This is a genomic window from Thermotoga neapolitana DSM 4359 (genome assembly GCF_000018945.1).
Lineage (GTDB): Bacteria > Thermotogota > Thermotogae > Thermotogales > Thermotogaceae > Thermotoga > Thermotoga neapolitana.
Genome location: NC_011978.1, coordinates 1,155,444 through 1,180,139, shown reverse-complemented (window position 1 = coordinate 1,180,139; position 24,696 = coordinate 1,155,444). Strand labels below are relative to the sequence as shown.

Genomic DNA, 24,696 nt, shown 5'->3' with positions numbered 1-24,696 from the left:
TAGATGAGGCTCTATCTGATAAGACACGGAGAAACCATCTGGAACGAAAAGGGACTGTGGCAGGGTATCGCGGACGTTCCCCTGAACGAAAAAGGAAAAGATCAGGCAAAAAAGCTGGCGGAAAGGTTGAAAAGAGTGGATGCGATCTATTCCAGTCCCCTCAAAAGGTGTCTTGAAACTGCCAGGGAGATTGCCGAAAGATTCAAAAAAGAAGTCATAGTTGAAGAAGACCTTCGCGAGTGTGAAATATCCCTCTGGAATGGCCTTACGGTGGAAGAGGCGATGAGAGAGTATCCAGAGGAGTTCAAGAGATGGTCGACAGATCCAAACTTCGGAACGAAAGGACTTGAATCGATGAAGAGCGTTCAGGACCGAATGGTGAAGGTCATGATGAAGATCGTTTCCCAGGAAAGATTGAATGGCTCAGAAGATGTTGTGATCGTGTCGCATTCTCTTTCTTTGAGATCCTTCATCTGCTGGGTTCTCGGACTTCCCCTTCGTCTTCACCGAAACTTCAAACTGGACAACGCCTCCCTGAGCATTGTGGATGTGGAGAGCAGGCCAAGACTCGTTCTGCTGAACGATACGTGTCACCTTGAAGACACTTGAACACCCACACATGTATGGTATTATATCTTATGTGGACGGCGGCGTAGCCAAGCGGTCTAAGGCGGGGGTCTGCAAAATCCCTATTCGTGGGTTCGAATCCCACCGCCGCCTCCAGGAAGCCAGGCTACACGGCCTGGCTTTTTATATTGGAGAAAGGAGGTATGGAAGATGAAAAGACTTCTTCTTGTCCTGTTCATGCTGGTGTCTTTCATGGTCTTTGCAAAAGCCACGCTCTACATCTACAACTGGGCCGATTACATCCCTGAAGACGTGATCAGAGCGTTCGAAGAGAAGTACAACTGCCGCGTGGTTTACGACACCTACGCATCGAACGAGGAGATGTACGCAAAGTTCAAAGCAGGCGGTGGAAAGGGATACGATCTGATCTTTCCCTCCGGTGATTACGTCTCGATCATGTCAAAAGAGGGTATGCTTCAGAAACTGGATCTTTCCAGAATACCGAACTTCAAATACCTCGACAAGGAGATACTCGCAAAGACCACGTACGATCCGAACCACGAATACAGTGTGCCTTACATGATGGGTTCAACGGTTGTCATCGTGAACAGAAAGTACGTTAAAGAGTACGAAAAATCCTGGTCCATCTTCGAAAGAGAAGATCTGAGAGGAAGAATGACCCTCCTGGACGATATGAGAGAGGTGCTTGGTGCCGCCCTGAAATACCTCGGCTACTCGGTTAACACGAAGAACCCGAAAGAACTGGAAGAGGCAAAGCAGGTCGTTCTCAGATGGAAAAAGAACATCGCCAAATTCGATGCCACGTCGTATGCCGATGGGGTGGTTACCGGTGAATACTGGGTGGTTCACGGATACGCTGAGGATGTGTACCAGAGGATACCGGAAGGAGAAGAGGAAAACTTCGATTTCTTCATACCGAAAGAAGGAGGAACACTGTGGATAGACAACATGGTGATACCAAAAGGGGCAAAGAACGTGGATCTTGCATACGAGTTCATCAACTTCCTTCTTGAGCCACAGAACGCCGCAAAGATAGCCGATTATCTGGGCCTTCCCTCACCGAACGTGGAGGCCCGAAAATACATGGAAACAGAGCCGATATACACTCTAGAAGATCTCAAAAACTGTGAATTCATAGAGGACGTCGGAGAGGCCCTCGAACTTTACAACAAAATCTGGCTTGAAATCATAATGTGATGGAGTGAACGAAGTTGATAGGCGGAGAGGTCCTGATAAAAAACGTTGACAAGTTTTTCGGTGATTTCCACGTGCTGAAAAACGTCTCTCTAACAATAAAGAAGGGAGAGTTCTTCTCCGTTCTCGGGCCTTCTGGTTGTGGGAAAACCACGCTTCTTCGAGTGATAGCAGGTTTCGAAGATGTGGAAAGTGGGGACGTACTTCTGGATGGGAAGTCCATATTGAACCTGCCACCTAACAGAAGGCCTGTGAACATCATCTTTCAGAACTATGCACTGTTTCCTCATCTCACCGTGTTCGAGAACATAGCGTTTCCCATGAGGATCAAAAAACTCTCCGAAAGCGAGATAAAACAGAAAGTAGAGGAACTCCTTTCTCTGATAAGGATGGAAGAGCACGCAAAAAAGATGCCCTCTCAGCTCTCAGGTGGCCAAAAACAGAGAGTAGCGATCGCGAGGGCCCTCGCAAACGAGCCGAGGGTCCTCCTTCTCGACGAACCACTGAGCGCCCTCGATGCAAAACTGAGACAGGAACTTCTTGTGGAACTGGACAACCTTCACGACAGAGTTGGTATCACGTTCATCTACGTAACACACGACCAGACTGAAGCGATCAGCGTTTCAGACAGGGTTGCTCTCATGAACGAAGGTGAAATCGTACAGGTTGGAACACCATACGAAGTCTACGAGAGTCCTGCCAGCGTTTTTGTCGCCACCTTCATAGGAGAGACGAACCTCATGAAAGCAGAGGTCCTGGACGTGGAGGACGAATACTACGTTGTGGAAAGCCCTGGACTGGGAGAATTCAGATGTTATAAAGACAAAGAGGCAAGAAAGGGAGACAGATTGATCATCACACTCAGGCCGGAAAAGATAAGGATATCAAAGAAAAAGTTCGAATCCAGCGGCACTCTCAACGTCTTTCACGGAGTCGTGGAAGAAGAGATCTACATGGGACACCAGACGAAGTACTTTGTTCGTCTCGACGAGGGTTACATATTGAAAGTTTACAAACAACACGCAAAGTACATACTGGACGAGCCGATCATAAAATGGGAAGACGAGGTCTTCGTTGCGTGGGATCCTGATGACAGCTTCATTGTAGAGGTGTTGAAATGAGGTACGTATATCTTCTGTGGCTGATCCTTCTGTTCGTTTTGCCGATCTCCATCATCTTCGTTTACAGCTTTCTGGAACCGCAGATCTACGGTGGTGTCCAGTGGAACTTCACGCTGGACGCTTACAGGTATCTTCCAAAGTATTTGAACCTCATATGGAGGTCTGTCTGGATAGCGGGAATAGCCACCCTCATCACTCTCGTCGTGGCACTTCCTGTTTCCTTCTACATAGCAAAGAGCCGGCTGAAGAACTTCCTTCTTCTGCTCACAGTCGTTCCCTTCTGGACCAACTCACTCATAAGGATCTACGCATGGAAGATCGTTCTTGGAAACAACGGAATAATAAACCAATTCCTCAACCTTCTGGGGTTTGGCCCCGTGCAGTTTCTCTACAATCCCTTCGCCGTCATTCTCGTGATAGTTTACACCTATTTGCCTTTTGCCATACTGCCGCTTTACGCTGCCATGGAAAAGATAGAAAACAGCATACTTGAAGCCTCTCTGGATCTTGGTGCCAGTAAGATGTACACGTTCACAAAGGTTCTGCTTCCAAACGTTCGTATGGGACTTCTCACAGCCTTTGTTTTCGTTTTCGTGCCCGCTCTTGGATCTTATGCGATCCCCGATCTTGTCGGAGGAGTTTCCTCCAGGATGATAGGGAACGAAATAGTCAGACAGCTTATGACCATCAGGAACTGGCCGGTCGCATCCGCCATGTCAAATCTTCTTACACTGATAGCACTTCTGAGCATCATAATCGTGATGAAAAGGAGAGAGAAAAGTTGACGCCGGGCCGATTCATCAAGACGGTGACTGCCCTGACGATGGTGTTCTTCTATCTGCCACTCGTCATAGTGATCATCATGTCGTTCAACGCGGCAAAATCACCCGCGTGGGCGGGTTTCACCCTGAGATGGTACGTGGAGCTTTTCACCAGAGAGTACTCCGTGTGGAATTCTTTCAAAAATTCACTGATAGTGGCAATCGTCTCGAGCGTGATAGCAACGTTCATAGGAACCGTGACGGCGGTCGAGCTTTACTGGAAGAAAACACGTGTCGAGAACACCATCTGGTTTCTCACCTACCTACCTTTTGTGGTGCCCGATGTGATCATAGGAATATCCCTTCTTCTGCTCTTTTCCATGCTCAGAATGCAACTTGGACTTTTCACCATCATACTGGCACACATCACCTTCTCCATTCCGTACACCATGATGATCGTGTACTCAAGGCTTCAGGACTTCGACAAGAACATAATAGAGGCAGCGTATGACCTGGGAAGTACGGACTTTCAGGTTTTCTACAGGGTCATCATACCGAACCTTGTTCCCGGGATAGTGGCGGCGTTTCTTCTGGCTTTCACCCTGTCCATCGATGACTTCGTTATCACCTTCTTCGTCGCAGGACCGGGCTCAACCACGCTTCCCATACAGATATATTCCATGATAAGGTTCGGTATCTCTCCGACGGTGAACGCCATCTCTACCTTCATGATCGTTGGCACGATCTTTCTCGGGTTCATACTCAGAAAATTCGTGAAGTACATATTCTGATAGAATTGAAATGAAGGAGGGATAGGATGATAGACATAAAACTCATCAGGCAGGATCCCGATTTTGTGAAAGATGCCCTGAAAAAACGTGGTGAAGACACAGATATCATAGATGAGATACTGAAGATCGACAGCGAGTGGCGTTCTGTGACCACAGAACTCAACGAACTGAGGGCAAAAAGGAACGACATTTCCAAGAATGTGGCCAAGTTGAAGAAGGAAGGAAAGTCCTCCGAAGCGAACGCGCTGATCGAGGAAGGAAAAAGAATCGGTGAGGAAATAAAGTCACTCGAGGAGAAAGAAAAAGAACTTCAGTCAAAGCTAAGAGATCTTCTCCTCAGAGTGCCGAACATTCCACATGAATCCGTTCCCGTTGGTTCCGATGAGTCTCAAAACGTTGAAGTGAGAAGGTGGGGCGAACCGAGGAAATTCGACTTTGCTCCCCTGGCACACTGGGACCTCGGACCTGCCTGGGGACTCATGGACTTCGACAGGGCCTCCAAACTCAGCGGCTCCAGGTTCACGGTGATGTACGGGAAACTTGCAAGACTGGAGAGGGCCCTCATAAACTTCATGCTCGACGTTCATACAAGAGAACACGGTTACACGGAGGTGTGGGTTCCACATCTTGTGAAAAGAGAAACGATCACGATCACAGGGCAGCTTCCAAAGTTCGAAGAAGAGCTTTACCTGACAGAAAAAGACGACCTGTTTCTTATACCAACAGCAGAAGTTCCTCTGGTAGCCCTCCACAGTGGAGAGATCCTTGAAGAAAAAGACCTTCCAAAGAAATACGTTGCCTACACTCCATGTTACAGAAGAGAAGCCGGCAGTTACGGAAAAGATGTACGTGGAATGATCAGGCAGCACCAGTTCGACAAGGTGGAGCTCGTCTGGATAACCACACCGGAGAGATCCTTCGACGATCTGGAACAACTGGTAAGAGATGCCGAAACCATCCTTCAAAGGCTGGGGCTTCCCTACAGGGTCGTCTCTCTCTGCACGGGAGATCTTGGATTCGCTTCCGCCAAAACGTATGACATAGAGGTGTGGCTTCCGTCCTACAACGCATACAAGGAGATCTCATCCTGCAGTAACGTGACGGACTTTCAGGCAAGAAGGGGTAACATGAGGTACAGAAGAAGGTCAGACGGCAAACTCACACTCGTTCATACCCTTAACGGCTCAGGTATCGCGGTGGGAAGAACGCTGGTCGCGATTCTGGAGAATTACCAGCAGCCAGATGGAAGCGTGAAGGTTCCAGAGGCACTAGTTCCTTACACGGGATTTGAGGTGATACCGTAGGATGCCGCACCTGTTCTACGGAACGCCTCGAAACGGTGAGATCGTCTTCGATGAGAGAGAAGCACACCACATGAGAGTTGTGAGACTGAAAGAAGGAGAAACAGTAGAGACAACAGACGGTGAGGGATTCTCCTACACCTGTGTTCTGACCAGGCTGAAAAAAAGCGAAGCAGTCGCCAAGATCCTGAAAATCGAGAAGAAGGAAGAAGAACCTTCTGAGAAATTGAAGGTGGTCGTTCCAATTGGCCGGTGGGAGAGAACACGTCTTCTGATAGAAAAGTGTGTGGAACTCGGTGCAGATGAGATACTGCTTTACAGGTTCGAAAGATCTCAGCACAGTGTCAGTCTGGAAAAATCGTTACTTGTGGTCAGAGAGGCAGCAAAGCAATGCAGAAGATACCTCTTTCCGAAGGTGAAAATGGTGGAAAATCTCGATTTCGATGAGAAAGCGATCACCCTTGATCCGGATGGTTCTGTCAATCTTCTTGAAATGGATGTATCCGGGAGTATAACGATCGTTGTGGGACCGGAAGGGGGATTTTCCGAGAGAGAAAAAGAACTTTTGAAGCAAAGAACGATTCTGGTGAACCTTGGAAGGAAAATCCTGAGGTTCGAAACGGCAGCCATCCTAACTGTAGGATACATCGCTCTGAGAAAACAAAAAATCTGAACGGAGGTGTTTTTCATGAAAAAAGGTGAAAAGATCCTCTCTTTTGTGAAACAGGAAAAGGAACTGATCGAAGACTACAGAAGAAAACTCCACGATGTGAAAAGAAGCGATGAGGTGGGAGATGTTTTCATCGAATTTGCCCTCAGATTCCTGGAGAAGGTTCTGGAGGATTTCGACGCAGCGGACTACACAGAAGACATCAGTTTCGATCCAGAGAAAGAAGAGTACACGTTGAGTGAGAGACTGAAGGAAAGAATAGGTGAAGATCTTCTCAAAAAGAGCGACCTTCCTGCCATACTTCAGAGGTTCTGTGAAACAGCCGCACACAGATGGAAACAGTTGAAAGCGAACGAAGAAAAGACGGATTTCTTCAAAAGACCGGGCCACGAGGTGGGAAGAGAGTGAGATGAAAGACGAAAAAATCCTTGTCGTGAAAACAGAAGATGTGTATAGAGAATTCGGAAAGTTCGAAGGCTTTCTGAAAACGAGTCTGGGAGAGTTTCTCGATTTTCTGAAAAGATACGGCTTTTTTCGAAAGAGGATGGAAGCAGAATACGACGAATCAACAAAGCAGGTCATTCCGTACGTTGTGATACTGGATGGCAACAGGGTTCTTCTCACAAAGAGAACTACGAAGCAATCGGAGAAGAGATTGCACAACCTGTATTCCCTTGGAATAGGAGGACACGTTCGGGAAGAAGACGGGAAAACACCACAGGAAGCATTTTTGAAGGGATTGGAGCGAGAAATGAATGAAGAGGCAGAGGTCGAACTGAAGGAACTGGAGTTTCTCGGTTTGATAAATTCCTCCTCCACCGAAGTGAGCAGGGTACATCTTGGTGTTCTTTTTGCTGGAAAGGGTAGGTTCGTGTCGATGAAAGAAAAAGATCTGTTCGAATGGCACCTCGTCGAATTCGATGAACTGGGAAAATATCTGGGAGTGATGGAGGGATGGTCGAAGATAGCGGCAAACGTTCTGTTGAACTTGTTTCGCCCGCAAAACTGAATCTCTATCTCGATGTCCTTGAAAAAAGGGCAGACGGATACCACAACATAATTGGACTTTTTCAAACGATCTCTCTGTACGACACAATTTCGATGGAAATCTGCAAGGAAGGTTTCTTTCTGGAAAGCAACGTTGATTTGCCTGAAAAAAACACGATCAGGAAAGCCTACGAGATTTTCAGAGAAGAGACGAAACTGGAGTTCGGGCTAAAGGTGAAACTGGAAAAGAGAATACCGATCGGATCCGGTCTTGGAGGGGGCAGTTCAAACGCCGCCACCGTTTTGAAGTACCTTGGAAAGCAGTTCAACGTACCCTTTGAGAAACTCGTTGAGATGGCAATAAGTGTGGGAAGCGATGTGCCTTTTTTTCTGTACGGAGGAACAGCCGTGGTGAAGGGAAAGGGAGAGATCGTAGAAAAACTTCAGGATATAACGGGCTACTCCGTGGATCTTTTCGTTCCGCTCGTTTCCTCTTCGACCAAAGAAATGTACAGCCTCCTCACACCGGACATGTACGGGAAAGGACCTGGCAACATAGAAGAACTCCACAGGGCCTATCTGGAAAGAGATTATGAGAAGATAAAAAAACTCTCGTACAACGTATTTGAAAGGATATTCCTTGAGAAACATCCTGATGTTTTGCAGGATTTGAAAAAGTTCGGAGAAGGTTCCATTCTAAAAATGATGACCGGAAGTGGGAGCGCTTTCTTTGCACTCTATCCATCAAACGAAGGGAAATACCTGTTCACGGGAGGTGTCTGAATTGGATCTGAAACAGTTCATCAGGGACATACCAGATTTTCCACAAAAAGGGATCATCTTCAGAGACATCACACCACTCCTCAAAGACAGCAGGGCTTTCAGAGAGGCCATCGACAGAATGTGTGATCTCGTCTCCGACAGGGATTTCGATCTGGTTGTTGCCCCCGAAGCGAGGGGATTCATCCTCGGAGCCGCCATGGCTTACAAACTGGGAAAGGGATTCGTTCCCGTGAGAAAACCCGGGAAGCTCCCCTACAGAACCGTGTACGAGGAGTACCAGCTGGAGTACGGAACCGAACAACTCCACATCCACGAAGATGCCATAGAAAGAGGACAGAAAGTCCTCATAGTGGACGATGTGCTGGCAACGGGTGGAACAGCAGAGGCACTGATAAGGCTGGTCAAAAAACTCGGTGGAGAAGTTTCTGCCCTTGCCTTTCTTGTGGAACTTTCCTACCTGAACCCGAGAAAGAGGCTCGAAGGTTACGACATCAAAACACTGATAGTTTACTGAGGGGTGAAAAAGATGGCTTTGAAATTTGATTTTTCAAATCTTTTTGAACCGAACATCTCCGGTGGACTGAGAGAGGAAGATCTGGAAAGCACAAAAGAAAAGGTGATAGAGGCGATAAAGAATTTCACTGAGAACACACCGGATTTTGCCAGACTGGACAGAAAATGGATCGATTCGGTGAAGGAACTCGAGGAGTGGGTGGTGAACTTCGACACGGTGGTCGTTCTGGGAATTGGGGGATCCGGTCTTGGAAACCTTGCCCTTCATTATTCGTTGAGACCACTGAACTGGAACGAGATGTCGAGAGAGGAAAGAAACGGTTATGCGAGAGTCTTCGTGGTGGACAACGTAGATCCCGATCTCATGGCCTCCGTCCTTGATAGGATAGATCTGAAGACAACGCTGTTCAACGTGATCTCAAAATCTGGATCCACGGCTGAGGTTATGGCGAATTACTCGATCGCAAGGGGAATCCTGGAGGCTAATGGTCTGGACCCGAAAGAACACATCCTCATCACAACAGATCCAGAGAAGGGCTTTTTGAGAAAAGTAGTGAAAGAAGAGGGCTTCAGAAGTCTTGAGGTCCCTCCCGGCGTTGGAGGAAGGTTCAGCGTGCTGACGCCCGTTGGCCTCTTCTCTGCCATGGCGGAGGGTATCGACATAGAAGAACTCCACGACGGTGCCCGGGATGCGTTCGAGAGATGCAAGAAGGAAGACCTGTTCGAAAATCCAGCGGCGATGATCGCCCTCACACACTATCTCTATCTGAAGAGAGGAAAGAGCATCTCCGTCATGATGGCCTACTCCAACAGGATGACCTACCTCGTGGACTGGTACAGACAGCTGTGGGCAGAAAGTCTGGGAAAGAGATACAACCTGAAAGGAGAGGAGGTCTTCACGGGTCAGACCCCGGTGAAGGCAATAGGAGCCACCGATCAGCACTCTCAGATACAGCTTTACAACGAGGGCCCAAACGACAAAGTGATAACGTTTTTGCGGTTGGAAAACTTCGATAGAGAGATCATAATACCGGACACCGGAAGAGAAGAGCTCAAATACCTTGCAAGAAAAAGACTCTCTGAACTTCTCCTTGCAGAACAGACAGGAACAGAGGAAGCCCTAAGGAAAAACGACAGACCGAACATGAAGGTGATCTTCGACAGACTCACCTCTTACAATGTGGGCCAGTTCTTCGCTTATTATGAAGCCGCAACTGCTTTCATGGGGTATCTCCTCGAGATCAACCCGTTTGATCAGCCGGGTGTGGAACTTGGAAAGAAGATCACGTTTGCCCTCATGGGAAGGGAAGGTTACGAATACGAAATAAAAGATCGCACCAAGAAGGTGATCATAGAATGAGCGTCTTCGAAAATGTAATGCACGAGGGAGAGATGGTCTTCTTCATAGAAGGAGGTCCACTCGGAGAAGAGGGAACCTACATCGTTGTCTCCGACGATCCCACCGTTGAAGAGAGGATATCGAAGATAATAGAGAAGTTGAACACCTCGAGTGTCATATTCCTTGCGGTGGACGAGTACGAGAGGTTCAAATCAGAACTTGAAAAGAAGGCAAAGAGAGTATGGTGATAGGTGTCACGGGGAAGATAGGGACGGGAAAGACAACCGTCTGTGAAGTGCTGAAGAGGGACTACGGAGCCCACGTGGTGAACGTGGACAGGATCGGCCATGAGGTTCTGGAAGAGGTGAAAGAAAGGCTCGTCGAACTGTTCGGTGAATCGATTCTGGAAGATGGAAAGGTGAGCCGGAAAAAACTGGGTGAGATCGTCTTCGGCTCTGAAGAGAAACTGAAAAAACTCGAACAGCTCGTTCATCCCCTCATGAGAAAAAAGGTGGAGGATATCGTGAAAAAAAGGAGCGGCCTTGTCGTGATAGAGGCCGCTCTTTTGAGAAGAATGAAGCTGGACGCACTCTGTGATCATATCATCACCGTCGTCGCGGAAGAAAAGAAGATCATCGAAAGAAACGAATCTGCGAAAGAGAGATTGAAGTTTCAAAAAGATGTGATTCCTCAGGGAATCGTCATCCCGAACAACTCTTCGATCGCTGATCTTGAAAGAAAGGTCAAGGAAGTGATGGCTCTCATATGGGAGAGACACGAATCACAGGGGGAAAATACCGAGGAAGAAAGCTGAAAACAGGCGACTTCTTCAGGCCCACCATGTCCTCTGTGAGAAGTGCCCTCTTCAACATGGTGGACGTGGAGGGAAAGAGCTTTCTGGAGCTCTTCTGTGGTAGTTGTGTTGTGAGCTGTGAGGCGCTGAGCAGGGGAGCAGACAGGGTCGTGTGTGTCGACAAATCGAAGAGGGCCCTCAAGATATGCAAAGGAAACCTCGAAACGATAGGAGGATCTGCCAAACTGATCTGCAAAGATGTCGTGGATTATCTGAAGACAGCCACCGAAAAATTTGATATCATCTTTCTCGACCCTCCCTACGAAGATGTCGAGGTTATCGAAAAGACCCTCCATCTTCTTCCAAAGGTTATGAAGGAAGAAAGCTTGGCGATTCTTGAAAAGAGTAAAAGGATCGATGTGGATCTCTCCGGGTTTGAGATCGTCAAGAAAAAAGATTACGGCGAAACGGAACTCGTTTTTTTGAAGGTGAAAGAATGATCGTGAGTCCCTGGGAGTACTACAGCAGGATCGCAAAAGAGTACGATTCCATGTACGAAACACCAAAATGGAGGCTTTACCACAGGCTGATTCAATCCTTCCTGAGTGAACACTTGAAGGTGCCCTGCAGGGTGCTGGACCTTGGAGGGGGCACGGGAAGATGGAGTCTTTTTCTTCTGGAGAGAGGTTTTGATGTGACTCTGGTTGATCCCTCCGAGGAGATGTTGAAAATCGCAGAGAAGAAGGGTGTGAAAAAATTTCTAAAAGCCCGTGCGGAAGATCTTCCATTTTCTTCACATTCCTTCGACACCGTGCTGGCCATGGGGGATGTTCTGAGTTACGTCGAAAACAAAGTCAAAGCGTTTTCTGAAATAGCGAGGGTTCTGAAACCAGGCGGCCTTCTGATAGCAACAGTGGACAACTTCTACACCTTTCTTCAGCACATGATAGAAGAGAATACCTGGGAGAAGATTCCCCGCTTTCTGAAAACACAAACCATCGAAGTGGGAAACACGCTCTTTTCTTTCAACTCCTATGCGTTCAGGCCCGAAGATATAGAATCCATAGAGGGTTTTGACACGATCGAGGTGCGTGGAATAGGGGTCTTTGACTACTCCGAGGATCAGGTGAGAAAGAAAGAAGATCTCATCTTCGAGCTGGAGAAGGAATTTTCCAGAGACAGAGCCATTCTATGGAGGGCAGAGCACGTGTTCTTCGTGCTGAAAAAGAAAGAGGAGCCTTGCGGCTCCTCTGGTGGGTGCGGCAGGGATTGAACCTGCGACCTCTTCCTCGTCAAGGAAGCGCTCTCCCACTGAGCTACGCACCCATCACCGTTTAACTATGATACTACAACCTCGAATCCATGTCAAGGCAAAAATTCCCATCAGGGGTACTTGAAAAGTGCTAGAAGTTGTGCTAATATATTCTTCGGAGTTGCCGAGGTGGTGGAACTGGCAGACACGCATGGTTGAGGGCCATGTGGGCTTCGGCCCGTGCGGGTTCAAGTCCCGCCCTCGGCACCAGGAAGATCAGCCGGAGGACTGCTCCTCCGGTTTTTTTGTTAACCTGCCAATCCCGAGGATGATCCCCAAAATGATGAACAGGTAGTAGTTGAAGAACCTCCAGATGAGAAGGGACACAACCGCATCCGTTTTACTGATGAGGTTCGAGTAGACAACGTAGTAGACAACCTCCACAGCTCCGCTTGCACCGGGTGTGGGAACGAAATACACAACCAGGCTCAGGGCAAGCTGAACGGTGATTATCTGAAACAGCGACACCTCTACTGATGGGTTCACCGCCTTCATCGAAAGATACGTACTCGTATGAATCGCTATGATCATCGCTCCTGAAAGAATTATCGTGATGATGGTTTTTGCCTTTGAAGACCTCCAGAGCTCTTTCACGGTAGATATGTAACCCAGGATCCTCTCCCTTGCCAGGTTTTCCACCTCTTCCCTGCTTTTTTTGGTGAAGAACATCACGATCTTCATGACAGGACCAGACAGAAAAAACCTCTCAAGAAACCTCCTGCTGAAGGAAAGAAACATTATGAAGACGTAAAAAACAAAGGCAAGAACGATCCCGATGAAGAAGAGATCCCCTAAGATCCCAAGGGAGCGAAATGTGTCAAGGTAGAAAAGGAAAAAGAGAAAACCAGACACGATTGTGAAGGAAAACGAGGAGAAAAATCTCACCGCTATCACCGAGGCTGCTTTTTCAAAAGGAATTCCGGATCTCACAAGGTGGTATATCTGGAAGGGCTGTCCTCCGGCAGCAAACGGTGTTATGGCGCTGGCATAGAAGCCCCACAGCGAATTAGAAAGGCACGTTCTGAAAGGCATGTTTTCAAGAAGGATACGGGTTCTCAAGGCATCAATGGTGATCACCGCAAGAAAGTTCAGAGAAAGCAGAAAAATGAACCTCACATCCAGCTGTTTCAAATCCTTCCACACGTTTCCACTGCCCGCAAGAGATGCCACAAGAACGACCGCGCCCACTCCTATGATCAGCGGAAGAAAAACGCTTCGCTTCATACTCATCTCCTTTCCACTGGTGTCTGCTAAGAAAAAGATTAACACACGTGGTAATATTTTTTTGAGGAGGTGATCGCATGTTCAATCTCGAAGAGTACACAGAAAAGGCCCAGAAAGTAATGATGAGCATTCAGGATATAATGACAAGGTACAGACAGAACCAGCTTTCCAGCGAACACATACTGCTTGCGATCCTTGAAGAGGGAAACAACGTCGGTGTGGAACTTCTGAAGGAAATGAACGTGGACATAAACAAGTTGAAGGACGAGGTGGAAACGTTCATAGGAAAATACGGCGTCAGGGTTCCAGAGGGAACGTCCGTGTCCCAGATCTTCATAACACCGGACGCAAGACACGTGATAGAAAAGGCACGAGAGGAAGCAAGGAGAATGGGTGACTCGAAGATAGGAACCGAACACCTTCTTCTTGGAATGGTCCTTTCACCTGATTCCACCGCGTTCCGTATCCTTTCAAGGTACGGTGTGACGCCGGAGAGGGTGTACGAGGCAATAAGAAAGATAAGGGCAACCGGAAGAACGGACGAAGCAGAGAACATCGAGGCGCTGGCACGTTTCACCGTGGATCTCACTCAACTTGCCCGCGAGAAAAAGCTCATGCCCGTTGTGGATCGTGAAAAAGAAATCAGAAGGGTGATACAGATACTCTCGCGCCGCACCAAGAACAACCCCGTTCTGATAGGAGATCCGGGAGTTGGAAAAACGGCCGTCGTTGAGGGACTTGCCCAGAGGATCGTTGAAGGAAAGGTCCCCCTCTTTCTGAGAAACGTCAGGGTCCTAAAACTCGACATGGGAAGGCTGGTTGCAGGAACACGGTTCAGAGGAGACTTCGAAGAAAGACTGAAACGTCTTCTCGATGAGTTGAAAAGAAAGAAAGGAGAGGTCATCCTCTTCATAGACGAGGTGCACACGGTGGTGGGAGCGGGAGCCGCCGAAGGGGCTCTCGATGCGGCAAACATCATGAAACCCGAGCTCACAACAGGAGAGATCCAGATAATAGGTGCTACCACTGTTGAAGAGTACAGAAAATACATCGAAAAAGACAGGGCACTCGAAAGAAGGTTTCAGCCGGTTCTTGTGGAGGAACCCACCGTTGAACAAACGGTGGAGATTCTCAAGGGACTCAGAAAGGTCTTCGAAGACCACCACAAGGTGAAGATAACGGACGACGCCCTCGAAGCGGCCGCAAAACTCTCCGCCCGATACATAACCAACAGGTTCCTCCCGGACAAAGCGGTCGATCTGATCGATGAAGCGGCCTCTTACGTGAGGCTGGAGTCCTCGTACCCATCCGAAGAGATTCTGAAACTGGAAGAGAAAATGAGGGAACTCGAGGACAGAATAAACGCCGCCGTGGTGAAGGGAGAGTACGAAGAAGCCGCAAAGTTGAAAGTAGAGCTTCAGAAATTGAAGGAAGAGTACGAAAAGGCACGAAAAAGCCAGGAAAAGGTAGAGCCCGTGGTTAACGAAGACATCGTGGCAAAAATCGTAGAACAGTGGACAGGAATTCCCGTGTCCCGCATCATGGAATCGGAAAAAGACAAACTGCTCAAACTGGAGGAACTGATCCACCAGCGCCTGGTGAACCAGGAAGAAGCGGTGAGAATGGTCGCGCGTACCATCAGACGAGCCAGGGTGGGTATCAAAAACCCGAGAAGGCCGATCGGGGTCTTTCTCTTTCTGGGACCAACGGGTGTTGGGAAAACAGAACTTGCAAGGACCCTTGCCGATGTGCTTTTTGGAAGTGAGGATGCCATGATAAGACTCGACATGAGCGAGTACATGGAAAAACACTCCGTTGCAAGACTCATAGGGGCCCCTCCAGGATACGTGGGTTACGAAGAAGGAGGACAGCTCACAGAAGCCGTCAGAAGAAGGCCCTACAGCGTGATACTGCTCGACGAGATAGAAAAGGCCCATCCTGACGTCTTCAACATACTGCTTCAGGTTTTCGAAGACGGCCGCCTGACGGATGGAAAGGGTAACACGGTTGATTTCAGAAACACGATCATCATCATGACGAGCAACATTGGAAGTGAAAAGATCCTGGAATCTCAGGAAAACGTCCGGCTCGAAATAGAAAAGGAAATTAGAAACGTCTTCAAACCGGAATTTCTGAACAGAATAGATGCGATTGTCTACTTCAAACCTCTAACGATGGACGAGGTGAAGAAGATAGTTGAGATCATGGTGAAACAGCTTGAAGACATCTTGAAAGACAAAAGAATCACCCTCGAACTCACCGAAAGGGCAAAAGAATATCTGGCTGAGGCAGGGTACGTTCCTTCACTCGGTGCAAGGCCACTCAGAAGGATCATCGAACTCGAACTGGAATCCATGATCGCCGATAAGATACTGGAGGGTGAAATTAAAGAAGGAGACCACATCGTTGTCGATGCGGACGAGTACGGTTTGAAGATTGAGAGGAGGTGAAGATCCATGGAGGAGAAGAAGGAAAAGCTCTCCATGAAGGATCTCATCCTCCTCTTCTTCAGCACCATAAGTGCAAGGTGCTGGGCAAGACTGGGCCTCACAGAGGACGAATACGGAGACTTCTACCAGGACCTCGGTGAGGCCCGACTGGGTATAGACACGCTGGATGCGATCTTCAACAAGATCAAGGATCTGGTGGACGAGCAGACACGCCGTGAGATGGAAGGGGTGATCTCAACACTGAAGCTCAACTACTTCCATCAGTACCAGAAGAACAAGAAGAAAGAGGAAAGTCAGATATGAACGTTGCAATTCTGCTCGCTGCTGGGAAAGGAGAAAGGCTCGGAGAAAAGGTCCCAAAACAGTTTCTTGAAGTAGAGGGAAGAATGCTGTTCGAATACCCTCTCAAAGCACTCTTAGACAGCAACGTCATCGATGCCGTTGTGATCGTGGTGTCAAGAGACTGGATGGATCGCGTGGTGGAGAAAGTAAAGCACGAAAAGATCCTCGGAATCGTAGAAGGAGGAAAAACTCGAAGCCAGAGTGTGAGAAACGCCCTCAAATTTCTTGAAAACATCAAACCATCGTACGTCCTCGTACACGACGCAGCACGTCCCTTTCTGAGAAAAAAGCACATCGAGGAGGTTTTAAAGAAGGCACAGGAAACAGGAGCCGCCACCCTCGCTCTGAAAAACTCAGACACGCTCATAAGACTCGACGATTCACGTATAGAGTACGTTCCAAGAGAGGGCATCTACAGGGTTCAGACACCCCAGGCCTTCTCATACGATCTTCTGAAGAGAGCCCACAGTGAGGAAAAAGAATGGGCTGACGACACCGAACCCGTTCACAGGCTCGGAGTGAAGATATCCGTTGTCGAGGGAGATCTTTTCTGTTTCAAGGTGACCTTCAAAAGTGATCTCGAACTTGCGAGGCTCATCGCAAAGGAATGGGAGAGGATAGCATGATCTACTACGGCACCATGTTCGATCACAGAGTGAGGTTTTCCATCGTGAGAATGAGGGAAGTGGTGGAGGAGGCAAGGAGCCGTCACAACCTCTCTTATCTTGCCACGGTCGTTCTGGGAAGAGCCCTCATCGGAGCAGCTCTGGTGACACCGTGGCTTGCAGAAAAAGAGCGGTGGACCCTCGATATAGAGGGGGACGGTCCCATAAGAAGGGTGGTTGCGCAGTCGACGAGTGAGTTCACCGTCAGAGGGTACGTTGCGAACCCCAATGTGGAGCTTCCCCTCAAAGAAAACAAAAAGTTCGACGTATCGGGAGCGGTCGGAAAGGGAGTCCTCAGGGTGATAAGAGACCTCGGGTTGAAAACGCCCTTTGTTTCCCAGGTTCCACTCGTGAGCGGAGAGATCGCAGAGGATCTTGCTTACTACTTCACCGTTTCTGAACAGATTCCGTCTGCCTTTTCCATCGGTGTTCTCATGGATTCAGAGGGTGTAAAGATAGCGGGAGGATTTGCCGTTCAGATCCTGGACAGGTCCCTTGAGAAGGAAAAGGTGGAGATGTTGGAAACCAACATAAAGAACCTTCCTTACGTGACAGAGCTCTTTCGGGAGACAGAGCCGCTGGATGTTCTTGAGAAGATCTTCGGAGAGAAGGTGGGGTTCGTCGAAACAGCGGAGATAAAGTACAGATGCGATTGCAGCCGGGAAAAAGCAAAATCTGCCCTCCTTGTGCTGGACGAAAAAGAACTGGAAGACATGAGAAGGGAAGGAAAAGGAGAAGTGGTCTGCAAGTGGTGCAGTACGAAGTACATCTTTTCTGAGGAAGAATTAAGAGAACTCCTCAAGCTCAAGAAAAACGGTGCGGGTTCCTGAAAGGTTTGAGATCTTCAAAAATCTTTCCGTGAGTTCAAGTACAACCTTCTCACCTTCCATCCGGGCGAGGGCACTCCTCAGCTTTTTAGAGGGGAAAACCACGAGAAAGTCCCTGCCCGGCTCTACGAACAACTCCGCTGTATAGCTCAGGTTCTTTTTCTTCACAACCACCCTCATGACGTTGCCTCTTCTCGAGAGGGTGGCATAAGATCCTCTGGAGATCACAGCCGCTTTTCTCACGAGTTTAGCGAGGACTTCCTTTTTCGACTCCAGTCTTTCAACGACTTTTTCTGAAAGGACGCGTTTGAGGGCCTCTCTTTCCTCCACGCTCACCCTGTCTCCGCAGACTTCCATCACAAGATACGGGTATTTCACCACCAGCTTTCCCGACTTTTCGTAGAAATCCAGGGTCTGAACGTTCAGTCTCTGAAGGGCTTTGAAAACGTGTCTCACCGTCACATAAGGTATTTTCAGGGAAAAGGAGGTTGTGGGAACAGCAGAGATCTGAGAGAGAGTCACTATCTCCGAAGATGGGCCGAACATGAGCACATCTTTTTCCTCGAAAAGGAGAACCAGAAACTCCCCCTCATCCAGATTCGAACTCGCAAAATTGATGGAACTTTCGAACTCACGTTTTGAAAGAGTGCAGAGAAACTCCTCTTTTCCGTCTTCGGGAGGGACCCCCCCCACTCTACACCTGACATCCAGCACTTCGTTTCCGGCCTTCAAAACGAGATGATCCTGCGAAATTGTGACGTGCACCTCTTTAACTTTCACATCGCTCAAAAAGAATTTGAGAAGATCCAGAGAGACCCTTCTGCTACCCTCAAAACGTGGAATCTTTCCCAGAAACACCTCCACGCTCGCACAGTTGTCACTCGCCCTGAGCCAGAGCCCATCCCTGAAGAAGAAATCGACGAATCTTGCGCTCGGCTCTACGGTCCCAACGAGTTTGTCGAGCAGGAAAAGCCACTCTTTCAGTTCACGGGAATCAACAAGAAGTTCCACGAAGTTTCACCCCAGAAACTCTTCCAGACGGTTCAGGACTTCATCCAGTCTTTCCGGGTGCCTTCCTCCCGCCTGTGCAAAGTTCTTTCTACCTCCTCCGCTTCCACCGAGTTCTTTTGCGATGTTTCTGGCTATCGAAGAGGCATCGTACTTTTCTATAAGATCGTTTGAAACCTTCACCACAAGCGACACTTTGTCCTCAAATCGGCTGAACAGCACCACCACACCGCTTTTTTCCCTGTTCAGCACGTTGTCGGCTATTCCTCCAAGATGTTTCGACTCCACTCCTTCAAAAACACCGTAGAACAGTTTCGTTCCATCGTTCAGCTTCTTCTCGGAGATTCTCTCTTCGGAAACCCTTCCCTGAGAAAGCCTTCTTTCCAGTTCCCTGACTTTTTCTCTGAGGCTTTCCACTCTGTTTATTATTTCGTTTTCTCCGGCACCGAGGAGTTCCTTCAGCCGCGTCATCACATCTTCGTACCTTCTTATCAGCTCCAGTGTATAAAAACCCGTGACCGCTTCCACTCTTCTCACACCGGAAGAAACGGACTCTTCCGACACTATCTTGAAGAGACCTATCTGTCCTGTGTTCTTCACGTGGGTTCCTCCACAGAGTTCCTTACTCACACCAGGAACCTCCACCACCCTGACCACGTCACCGTATTTTTCCGTAAAGAGCGCTATGACACCGGATCTGATGGCTTCTTCGTAACTTGTGTATCTCACCTCAACGGGAATTGCCTGCATGATCCATTCGTTCACCATGTCTTCTACCTTCTTTATTTCCTCCGCAGAGAGTGCCCTGTAGTGGGTGAAATCAAACCTCAACCGCTCAGGGGCAACAAGGGACCCTGCCTGCCTCACGTGCTCTCCGAGCACCTTTCTCAGGGCAGCATGAAGAAGATGCGTTGCCGTATGGTTTCTCATGGTATCCTTTCTTCTTTTTCTGTCCACTTTCAAGAAAACTTTCTGTCCTCTTCGAAGAATACCCTTCAGTACCCTGATTCTGTGAACGATCACTCCCTCCAGTGCTTCAAAGACGTACTCCACTCTTCCTTCTCCACTCTCCCATTCCACTGTGCCCACATCCGAAACCTGCCCACCCTTTTCTGCGTAGAAGGGTGTTCTGGAAAAGACCACTTCGACTGTGTCTTTCTCTTTTGCCTCTTCCAGCGGTCTGTTTTCCTTTGCTATGAGAACCGTTTCTGCTTCGTCTTCGAGGCGTTCGTACCCGGTGAACTCCGTTTTGAACCCTTCTGGCAGGCTTTCCAGGTATTCGTATCTTTTTGCAAATTCTACCTTTCCCATGGCTTCCCTGGATTTTCTTTGCTGCTCTTTCATGTATCTATCGAAGTCCTTCACGTCGATCTCCACACCTTTTTCCTTTGCAATCTCCAGGGTGAGTTCAAGAGGAAGTCCGTATGTATCGTAGAGCCTGAATGCATCCTGTGAATCTATTTTCCCTTTCTTTTCCACCAGCTCATCGAAGATCCTCATGCCCTGCTCCAGCGTCTTCAGGAACCTGTTTTCTTCAGAAGAAAGCACCTCTTTCACCATATCCTTTCCACGCACGATCTCAGGATAGACTTTTCCCATCTTTTCCACGACGGCGTCAACTACTTTGTAGAGGAACGGTTCGTTCATACCAAGGAGTATTCCGTGTCTCATCGCCCGTCTTATGATCCTTCGAAGAACATAGCCCCTTCCTTCGTTGGAGGGAAAAACTCCCTCGCTGATGAGGAAGGTGATGGCTCTGATGTGATCTGCTATGACCCTGATGGAGATGTCTTTTTCTTCATCTGTCTTGTAGGAAACACCCGTCAGTTCCTCTATCGCCTTTATTATCGGCTGGAACAGATCCGTGTCGAAGTTGCTGTAGACTCCCTGCATCATCGCACAGAACCTTTCAAGTCCGGCACCGGTGTCTATGTTCTTCCTGGGAAGTGGATGGAGCTTTCCTTCTTCGTCTTGATAGTACTCCGTGAAGACGAGGTTCCATATTTCCACGAAGCGCCCTTCGGAGTTTGCGGGTGTACACTCTTCCCCCTCCGGACACCCTTTTGAGTACCCGGTGTCGTAGAAGATCTCGGTGTCCGGCCCACATGGGCCTGTCGGACCCGCCGGTCCCCAGAAGTTGTCCTCCTTTCCAAGTCGCAGGATCTTCTTCTCGGGAAGGCCGATCTTTTCGTTCCATATCCTGAAAGCCTCTTCATCTTCTTCGTAAACGGAAACCCAGAGTTTTTCTTCGGGCACACCGAGGACCTGCGTGAGGAACTCCCAGGCCCACTCTATGGCTTCCTCTTTGAAGTAGTCCCCAAAAGAGAAATTTCCCAGCATTTCAAAGAAGGTGTGATGCCTGGGTGTCTTTCCCACGTTTTCTATATCAACCGTCCTGAGACACTTCTGACAGGTTGCAATCCTGGTGTAGACGGGCTCCACCTTTCCCCAGAAGATGGGCTTGAAGGGAACCATCCCAGCTACCGTGAAGAGAAGCTGGGGATCGTCCGGTATGAGAGAGGCACTCGGAAGTATCTTGTGACCCTTCTTTTCGAAGAACCTCAAAAAGGCTTCCCTTATCTCTTCGGAAGTCATGTACCTCATCTCACCACTCCTTCGAATATTTTGAATACGATGTAACTGACGGGCGTAACAAAGAGGAGACCATCTATCCTGTCGAGCATCCCACCATGACCCGGCAGGGTTTTTCCCGAATCCTTAACCCTGTAGTGTCTCTTTAGGGCAGATTCGAAGATGTCTCCAAAGGTGTCCATGACTGCCACAACACTGGCAAAAGGAAGAAAGGTCCTGTAGTCTATCACGTTCACAGAAAGGATGTTGCTGACGATCAACCGGTAAAGAAACGTGTAGATCAAAACACCAAGGAAACCACCGATCACACCTTCTAGGCTCTTTCGTGGACTGTAGTGTGGGGAAATTCTTGTTTTTCCGAATTTCAAACCCGTGAAGTAAGCGAAAGAATCGAACACCCAGGTGGATGTGAGAACAAGAAGGGCGTTGGCAGCACCGAACTCACTGTATATCGGCAAGAAGAAACTCAAAAAGAAGGAGACGTACACAAGTGCGATGGAAAAAACCGAAACCGTTCTGAACACCTGGGATGGGTCTTTGTCGGTTGCCAGAGAAAACACCACTCCGATTATGAACACCAGAGAAAGAGGCTGAACCGGTTCCTTGAAGGCCACTCCGTACAGAACGGGATAGACCGCAAGGAGTATCACGTAGAAAAACCTTGCATCGCGCTCTTTCAGCTCCAGGGTGATCAATTCATAACCTGCAAGAATCACGATGGCAGAAACGAGTCCCACAAGACTTTCATAACTCACAAAACACAGAACAACAAACGGTGCCACAACGCTTGCCGTTATCACTCTGGTTTTCAGATCATCCATCACCCAGACCCCCAAACCGTCTTTCCCTTCTGGAGTAACTCTCTATCGCCCTCAGAAAATCCCTCTTTGTGAAATCCGGCCAGAGTTTTCTAGTGAAGTAGAGTTCAGAGTAAGCGGACTGCCAGATCAGAAAGTTACTGAGGCGAAGCTCACCCGACGTTCTTATTATCAAATCTGGATCGGGAACATCCGGCAGATAGAGATAACTCTTGAACGTCTCTTCGTTGAGAACTATTTTCTTTTCTTTCTCTACATCCCTCAAAATCCTTTCAACCGCGTCCAGAATTTCCCGTCTTCCCCCATAGTTGAACGCTATCACAAGCGTCATACGGTCAAAAGAGTTTGTTTTTTCTTCCACTTCGTTCCACTTTCTCAAAACACTTTCTGGAAGCCCTTCCTTTCTTCCAAGAATCCTCACCCTCACTTTTTCTCTTCTGAGAAGATCCATTTCACGATCTATCATCTGAACAAACAGGTTCATCAAAAACTCCACTTCTTCTTTAGGGCGTTTCCAGTTCTCCGTGGAGAAGGAATACGCTGTAAGATACTTTATTCCAAGCTCAAGTGACCACTTCACTGTGTTATGAAGCACATGGGCACCCCGTTCGTGCCCTTTTATTCTGGGAAGCCCTCTCTTTTTTGCCCATCTACCGTTTCCATCCATTATGATCGCAACGTGCTGGGGAATTCTCAAAATTCCATGATCTCCTTTTTCTTGATCTCAAACACCTCGTCCAGTTTCTCTATGAACTCGTCCGTCAGCTTTTGCACTTCATTTTCGAGTCTTCTCGCATCGTCTTCTGGAATGTTTCCTTCTTTCTGATCCTCTTTGATCTTCTTCATTATTTCCCTTCTTATGTTTCTGATGGCAATCTTTCCTTCTTCGACTATCTCCTTTGCTTTTTTGACCCACTTTTCTCTCTGTTCCGTGGTTGGCGTGGGGAATACGAGCCTGATCACATTTCCATCGTTCACAGGGTTGAGACCCAGGTCTGAGGCGTTTATGGCTTTTTCTATCAGAGACAGAACACTCCTGTCCCAGGGTTTTATGACCAGGGTTCTTTCTTCCGAAACGGATATCGTGGCCAGCTGGTTGACGGGTGTGGGAACACCGTAGTAGTCAACCTTGATCTCTTCCAGAATAGCAGGTGAGGGCTTCCCTGTTCTCATCTTCTTCAACTCGTCTTCGATCTTTTCAAGTGTCTTTTTCATCTTTTCCTTTGCCTCTTTTATGAGCGGATTCACCATGCTTTTCCCCTCCTTTTCCGGTGAATATTCTGTTTACCTCCCTGTGGATCGTTGTATAATATTCCCAACATCTTCCAAAATTATAGCAAATTCGGAAACACACCTTCGGGAGCTTTTGATAAATATGCTTCACTGATTTGTAAAAATACCGGTGGTATAATTAGTTAAAAAAATAACAAGCACCACCATCCTGGAAAGGGGGAGTTCCATGGGAAAGTTTCTCAAAAAGCACTACATAATGGCACCCGGTCCAACACCAGTCCCAAACGATATTTTAACAGAAGGTGCGAAGGAAACAATACACCACAGAACACCACAGTTCGTCTCCATAATGGAAGAGACTCTTGAGGATGCCAAGTATCTCTTTCAGACGAAGAACAACGTCTACGCTTTCGCCTCGACGGGAACAGGAGCCATGGAGGCTGCCGTTGCAAACCTCGTGAGTCCTGGGGACAAAGTGATCGTTGTCGTCGCTGGAAAGTTCGGAGAAAGATGGAAGGAACTCTGCCAGTCCTACGGTGCGAACATCGTTGAAATTTCACTTGAATGGGGAGAAGCCGTCACTCCTGAACAAATAGAGGATGCCCTCAACAGGAATCCCGATGCGAAAGTTGTGTTCACCACCTACAGTGAAACATCCACGGGAACGGTCATAGACCTTGAGGGAATAGCGAGAGTAACAAGAGAAAAGAATGTGGTTCTTGTAACGGACGCTGTCAGCGCCCTCGGTGCTGAACCACTGAAGATGGATGAATGGGGCGTGGACGTGGTCGTCACGGGTTCACAGAAAGGTCTGATGCTTCCTCCCGGTCTTGCCCTCATTTCCCTCAACGATAAGGCATGGGAACTCGTGGAAAAATCAAAATCTCCAAGATACTACTTCGATCTGAGAGCCTATAGAAAGTCTTACCCGGACAACCCGTACACTCCAGCGGTCAACATGATATACATGCTGAGGAAGTCCCTCAAAATGATCAAAGAAGAAGGAATTGAAAACGTCTGGGAAAGACATAGAGTGCTCGGTGAGGCAACAAGATCAGCCGTGAAAGCGCTTGGCCTTGAACTTCTCTCCAAAAGACCTGGAAACGTGGTGACGGCCGTTAAGGTACCCGCCGGTATCGATGGAAAACAGATCCCCAAGATCATGAGGGACAAGTACGGTGTAACCATCGCCGGGGGCCAGGCAAAGCTCAAGGGGAAAATCTTCAGGATAGCCCATCTGGGATACATGTCGCCGTTCGATACCATCACAGCGATCGCTGCTCTTGAGTTCACCTTGAAGGAACTTGGATACGACCTCGAACTCGGTGCGGGTGTGAAGGCTGCTGAGACGATCTTTGCGAAAGAATTCATCGGGGAGTGATGT

The 24,696-nt window shown here is 48.3% G+C and carries 27 protein-coding genes and 3 tRNA genes; 23 read left to right on the top strand and 7 right to left on the bottom strand.

From position 1 onward, the window contains the following. Nucleotides 1–3: 3 nt before the first annotated feature. The 17 genes from CTN_RS06075 (at nt 4) to CTN_RS09715 (ending at nt 12,114) form a co-directional block, all read left to right on the top strand. The gene (locus CTN_RS06075) at nt 4–609 is read left to right on the top strand and encodes a histidine phosphatase family protein (protein WP_015919708.1); all 606 of its coding nucleotides are present in this window, start codon (nt 4–6) and stop codon (nt 607–609) included. Between the two features lie 37 nt (nt 610–646). Further along, nucleotides 647–723 (top strand) — tRNA-Cys (locus CTN_RS06070). A gap of 54 nt (nt 724–777) precedes the next feature. After that, entirely contained in the window at nt 778–1,785 is a 1,008-nt protein-coding gene (locus CTN_RS06065; RefSeq protein ID WP_015919707.1) for an extracellular solute-binding protein, read from the top strand. Nucleotides 1,786–1,799: 14 nt separating this feature from the next. Further along, nucleotides 1,800–2,903 (top strand): ABC transporter ATP-binding protein, encoded by a 1,104-nt coding sequence (locus CTN_RS06060; protein ID WP_015919706.1) that lies wholly within the window; start codon nt 1,800–1,802, stop codon nt 2,901–2,903. After that, on the top strand, nt 2,900–3,688 hold the full coding sequence (locus CTN_RS06055; RefSeq protein WP_015919705.1) for an ABC transporter permease: 789 nt from the start codon (nt 2,900–2,902) through the stop codon (nt 3,686–3,688). The genes CTN_RS06060 and CTN_RS06055 overlap by 4 nt, the downstream gene beginning before the upstream one ends. Then, nucleotides 3,685–4,455, top strand: coding sequence for an ABC transporter permease (locus tag CTN_RS06050; RefSeq protein ID WP_015919704.1), 771 nt, complete (start codon nt 3,685–3,687; stop codon nt 4,453–4,455). The genes CTN_RS06055 and CTN_RS06050 overlap by 4 nt, the downstream gene beginning before the upstream one ends. A 26-nt stretch (nt 4,456–4,481) precedes the next feature. Further along, nucleotides 4,482–5,759: a serine--tRNA ligase gene (gene serS / locus CTN_RS06045; protein WP_015919703.1), complete on the top strand. Its 1,278-nt coding sequence runs from the start codon at nt 4,482–4,484 to the stop codon at nt 5,757–5,759. A 1-nt stretch (nt 5,760) separates the two neighbouring features. Further along, nucleotides 5,761–6,429, top strand: coding sequence for a 16S rRNA (uracil(1498)-N(3))-methyltransferase (locus CTN_RS06040; RefSeq protein WP_015919702.1), 669 nt, complete (start codon nt 5,761–5,763; stop codon nt 6,427–6,429). A gap of 15 nt (nt 6,430–6,444) precedes the next feature. Then, nucleotides 6,445–6,834, top strand: coding sequence for a hypothetical protein (locus CTN_RS06035; protein WP_038067671.1), 390 nt, complete (start codon nt 6,445–6,447; stop codon nt 6,832–6,834). Between the two features lies 1 nt (nt 6,835). Next, nucleotides 6,836–7,435: an NUDIX domain-containing protein gene (locus tag CTN_RS06030; protein WP_015919700.1), complete on the top strand. Its 600-nt coding sequence runs from the start codon at nt 6,836–6,838 to the stop codon at nt 7,433–7,435. Further along, a complete protein-coding gene (ispE, locus tag CTN_RS06025) occupies nt 7,381–8,196 on the top strand; it encodes a 4-(cytidine 5'-diphospho)-2-C-methyl-D-erythritol kinase (RefSeq protein ID WP_038067668.1) in 816 nt (271 codons plus the stop codon). Before CTN_RS06030 ends, ispE begins: the two co-directional genes overlap by 55 nt. A 1-nt stretch (nt 8,197) precedes the next feature. Beyond that, nucleotides 8,198–8,710: an adenine phosphoribosyltransferase gene (locus tag CTN_RS06020; protein WP_015919698.1), complete on the top strand. Its 513-nt coding sequence runs from the start codon at nt 8,198–8,200 to the stop codon at nt 8,708–8,710. A 12-nt stretch (nt 8,711–8,722) separates the two neighbouring features. Continuing rightward, nucleotides 8,723–10,069 (top strand): glucose-6-phosphate isomerase, encoded by a 1,347-nt coding sequence (locus CTN_RS06015; RefSeq protein ID WP_038067666.1) that lies wholly within the window; start codon nt 8,723–8,725, stop codon nt 10,067–10,069. After that, the gene (locus tag CTN_RS06010) at nt 10,066–10,296 is read left to right on the top strand and encodes a hypothetical protein (RefSeq protein ID WP_015919696.1); all 231 of its coding nucleotides are present in this window, start codon (nt 10,066–10,068) and stop codon (nt 10,294–10,296) included. Before CTN_RS06015 ends, CTN_RS06010 begins: the two co-directional genes overlap by 4 nt. Beyond that, entirely contained in the window at nt 10,290–10,862 is a 573-nt protein-coding gene (gene coaE, locus CTN_RS06005; protein ID WP_015919695.1) for a dephospho-CoA kinase, read from the top strand. Before CTN_RS06010 ends, coaE begins: the two co-directional genes overlap by 7 nt. Continuing rightward, nucleotides 10,814–11,341, top strand: a complete 528-nt coding sequence (rsmD, locus tag CTN_RS06000) for a 16S rRNA (guanine(966)-N(2))-methyltransferase RsmD (RefSeq protein WP_038067665.1) — start codon at nt 10,814–10,816, stop codon at nt 11,339–11,341. Before coaE ends, rsmD begins: the two co-directional genes overlap by 49 nt. Then, nucleotides 11,338–12,114, top strand: coding sequence for a class I SAM-dependent methyltransferase (locus tag CTN_RS09715; protein WP_015919693.1), 777 nt, complete (start codon nt 11,338–11,340; stop codon nt 12,112–12,114). Before rsmD ends, CTN_RS09715 begins: the two co-directional genes overlap by 4 nt. On the opposite strand, the gene CTN_RS05990 is transcribed toward CTN_RS09715, so the two are convergent. Next, nucleotides 12,093–12,167: transfer RNA gene (locus tag CTN_RS05990), tRNA-Val, on the bottom strand. The two genes, CTN_RS09715 and CTN_RS05990, sit on opposite strands and share 22 nt — an antisense overlap. A 109-nt stretch (nt 12,168–12,276) precedes the next feature. Between CTN_RS05990 and CTN_RS05985 the strand changes: the two genes are divergently transcribed. Beyond that, nucleotides 12,277–12,363, top strand: a tRNA-Leu gene (locus tag CTN_RS05985). Between the two features lie 6 nt (nt 12,364–12,369). Here CTN_RS05985 and CTN_RS05980 read toward each other — a convergent pair. Further along, on the bottom strand, nt 12,370–13,377 hold the full coding sequence (locus CTN_RS05980) for a lysylphosphatidylglycerol synthase transmembrane domain-containing protein (RefSeq protein WP_038067663.1): 1,008 nt from the start codon (nt 13,375–13,377) through the stop codon (nt 12,370–12,372). Between the two features lie 77 nt (nt 13,378–13,454). Between CTN_RS05980 and CTN_RS05975 the strand changes: the two genes are divergently transcribed. Genes CTN_RS05975 through hslO form a run of 4 tightly spaced genes read left to right on the top strand, consistent with a single transcriptional unit; the run spans nt 13,455 to nt 17,664 of the window. Further along, nucleotides 13,455–15,827, top strand: a complete 2,373-nt coding sequence (locus tag CTN_RS05975; RefSeq protein ID WP_015919691.1) for an ATP-dependent Clp protease ATP-binding subunit — start codon at nt 13,455–13,457, stop codon at nt 15,825–15,827. Nucleotides 15,828–15,833: 6 nt separating this feature from the next. Then, the gene (locus CTN_RS05970) at nt 15,834–16,130 is read left to right on the top strand and encodes a DUF1844 domain-containing protein (protein ID WP_015919690.1); all 297 of its coding nucleotides are present in this window, start codon (nt 15,834–15,836) and stop codon (nt 16,128–16,130) included. Next, nucleotides 16,127–16,795: a 2-C-methyl-D-erythritol 4-phosphate cytidylyltransferase gene (ispD, locus tag CTN_RS05965; protein WP_015919689.1), complete on the top strand. Its 669-nt coding sequence runs from the start codon at nt 16,127–16,129 to the stop codon at nt 16,793–16,795. Before CTN_RS05970 ends, ispD begins: the two co-directional genes overlap by 4 nt. Further along, complete coding sequence (gene hslO / locus CTN_RS05960) at nt 16,792–17,664, top strand: Hsp33 family molecular chaperone HslO (RefSeq protein WP_038067661.1); 873 nt, start codon at nt 16,792–16,794, stop codon at nt 17,662–17,664. The genes ispD and hslO overlap by 4 nt, the downstream gene beginning before the upstream one ends. Here the strand turns inward: hslO and CTN_RS05955 are convergent. Genes CTN_RS05955 through frr form a run of 5 tightly spaced genes read right to left on the bottom strand, consistent with a single transcriptional unit; the run spans nt 17,620 to nt 23,330 of the window. After that, nucleotides 17,620–18,672 (bottom strand): hypothetical protein, encoded by a 1,053-nt coding sequence (locus CTN_RS05955; RefSeq protein WP_015919687.1) that lies wholly within the window; start codon nt 18,670–18,672, stop codon nt 17,620–17,622. The genes hslO and CTN_RS05955 overlap by 45 nt on opposite strands. 6 nt (nt 18,673–18,678) lie before the next feature. Then, nucleotides 18,679–21,273, bottom strand: coding sequence for an alanine--tRNA ligase (gene alaS, locus CTN_RS05950; protein WP_015919686.1), 2,595 nt, complete (start codon nt 21,271–21,273; stop codon nt 18,679–18,681). Beyond that, nucleotides 21,270–22,082: a phosphatidate cytidylyltransferase gene (cdsA, locus tag CTN_RS05945; protein WP_038067659.1), complete on the bottom strand. Its 813-nt coding sequence runs from the start codon at nt 22,080–22,082 to the stop codon at nt 21,270–21,272. Before cdsA ends, alaS begins: the two co-directional genes overlap by 4 nt. After that, entirely contained in the window at nt 22,075–22,776 is a 702-nt protein-coding gene (locus CTN_RS05940; RefSeq protein ID WP_015919684.1) for an isoprenyl transferase, read from the bottom strand. Before CTN_RS05940 ends, cdsA begins: the two co-directional genes overlap by 8 nt. After that, a complete protein-coding gene (frr, locus tag CTN_RS05935) occupies nt 22,773–23,330 on the bottom strand; it encodes a ribosome recycling factor (RefSeq protein WP_015919683.1) in 558 nt (185 codons plus the stop codon). The genes CTN_RS05940 and frr overlap by 4 nt, the downstream gene beginning before the upstream one ends. A gap of 208 nt (nt 23,331–23,538) precedes the next feature. On the opposite strand from frr, the gene CTN_RS05930 reads away from it, so the two are divergent. Next, nucleotides 23,539–24,693, top strand: coding sequence for a serine-pyruvate aminotransferase (locus CTN_RS05930; RefSeq protein WP_015919682.1), 1,155 nt, complete (start codon nt 23,539–23,541; stop codon nt 24,691–24,693). Nucleotides 24,694–24,696 lie beyond the last annotated feature (3 nt).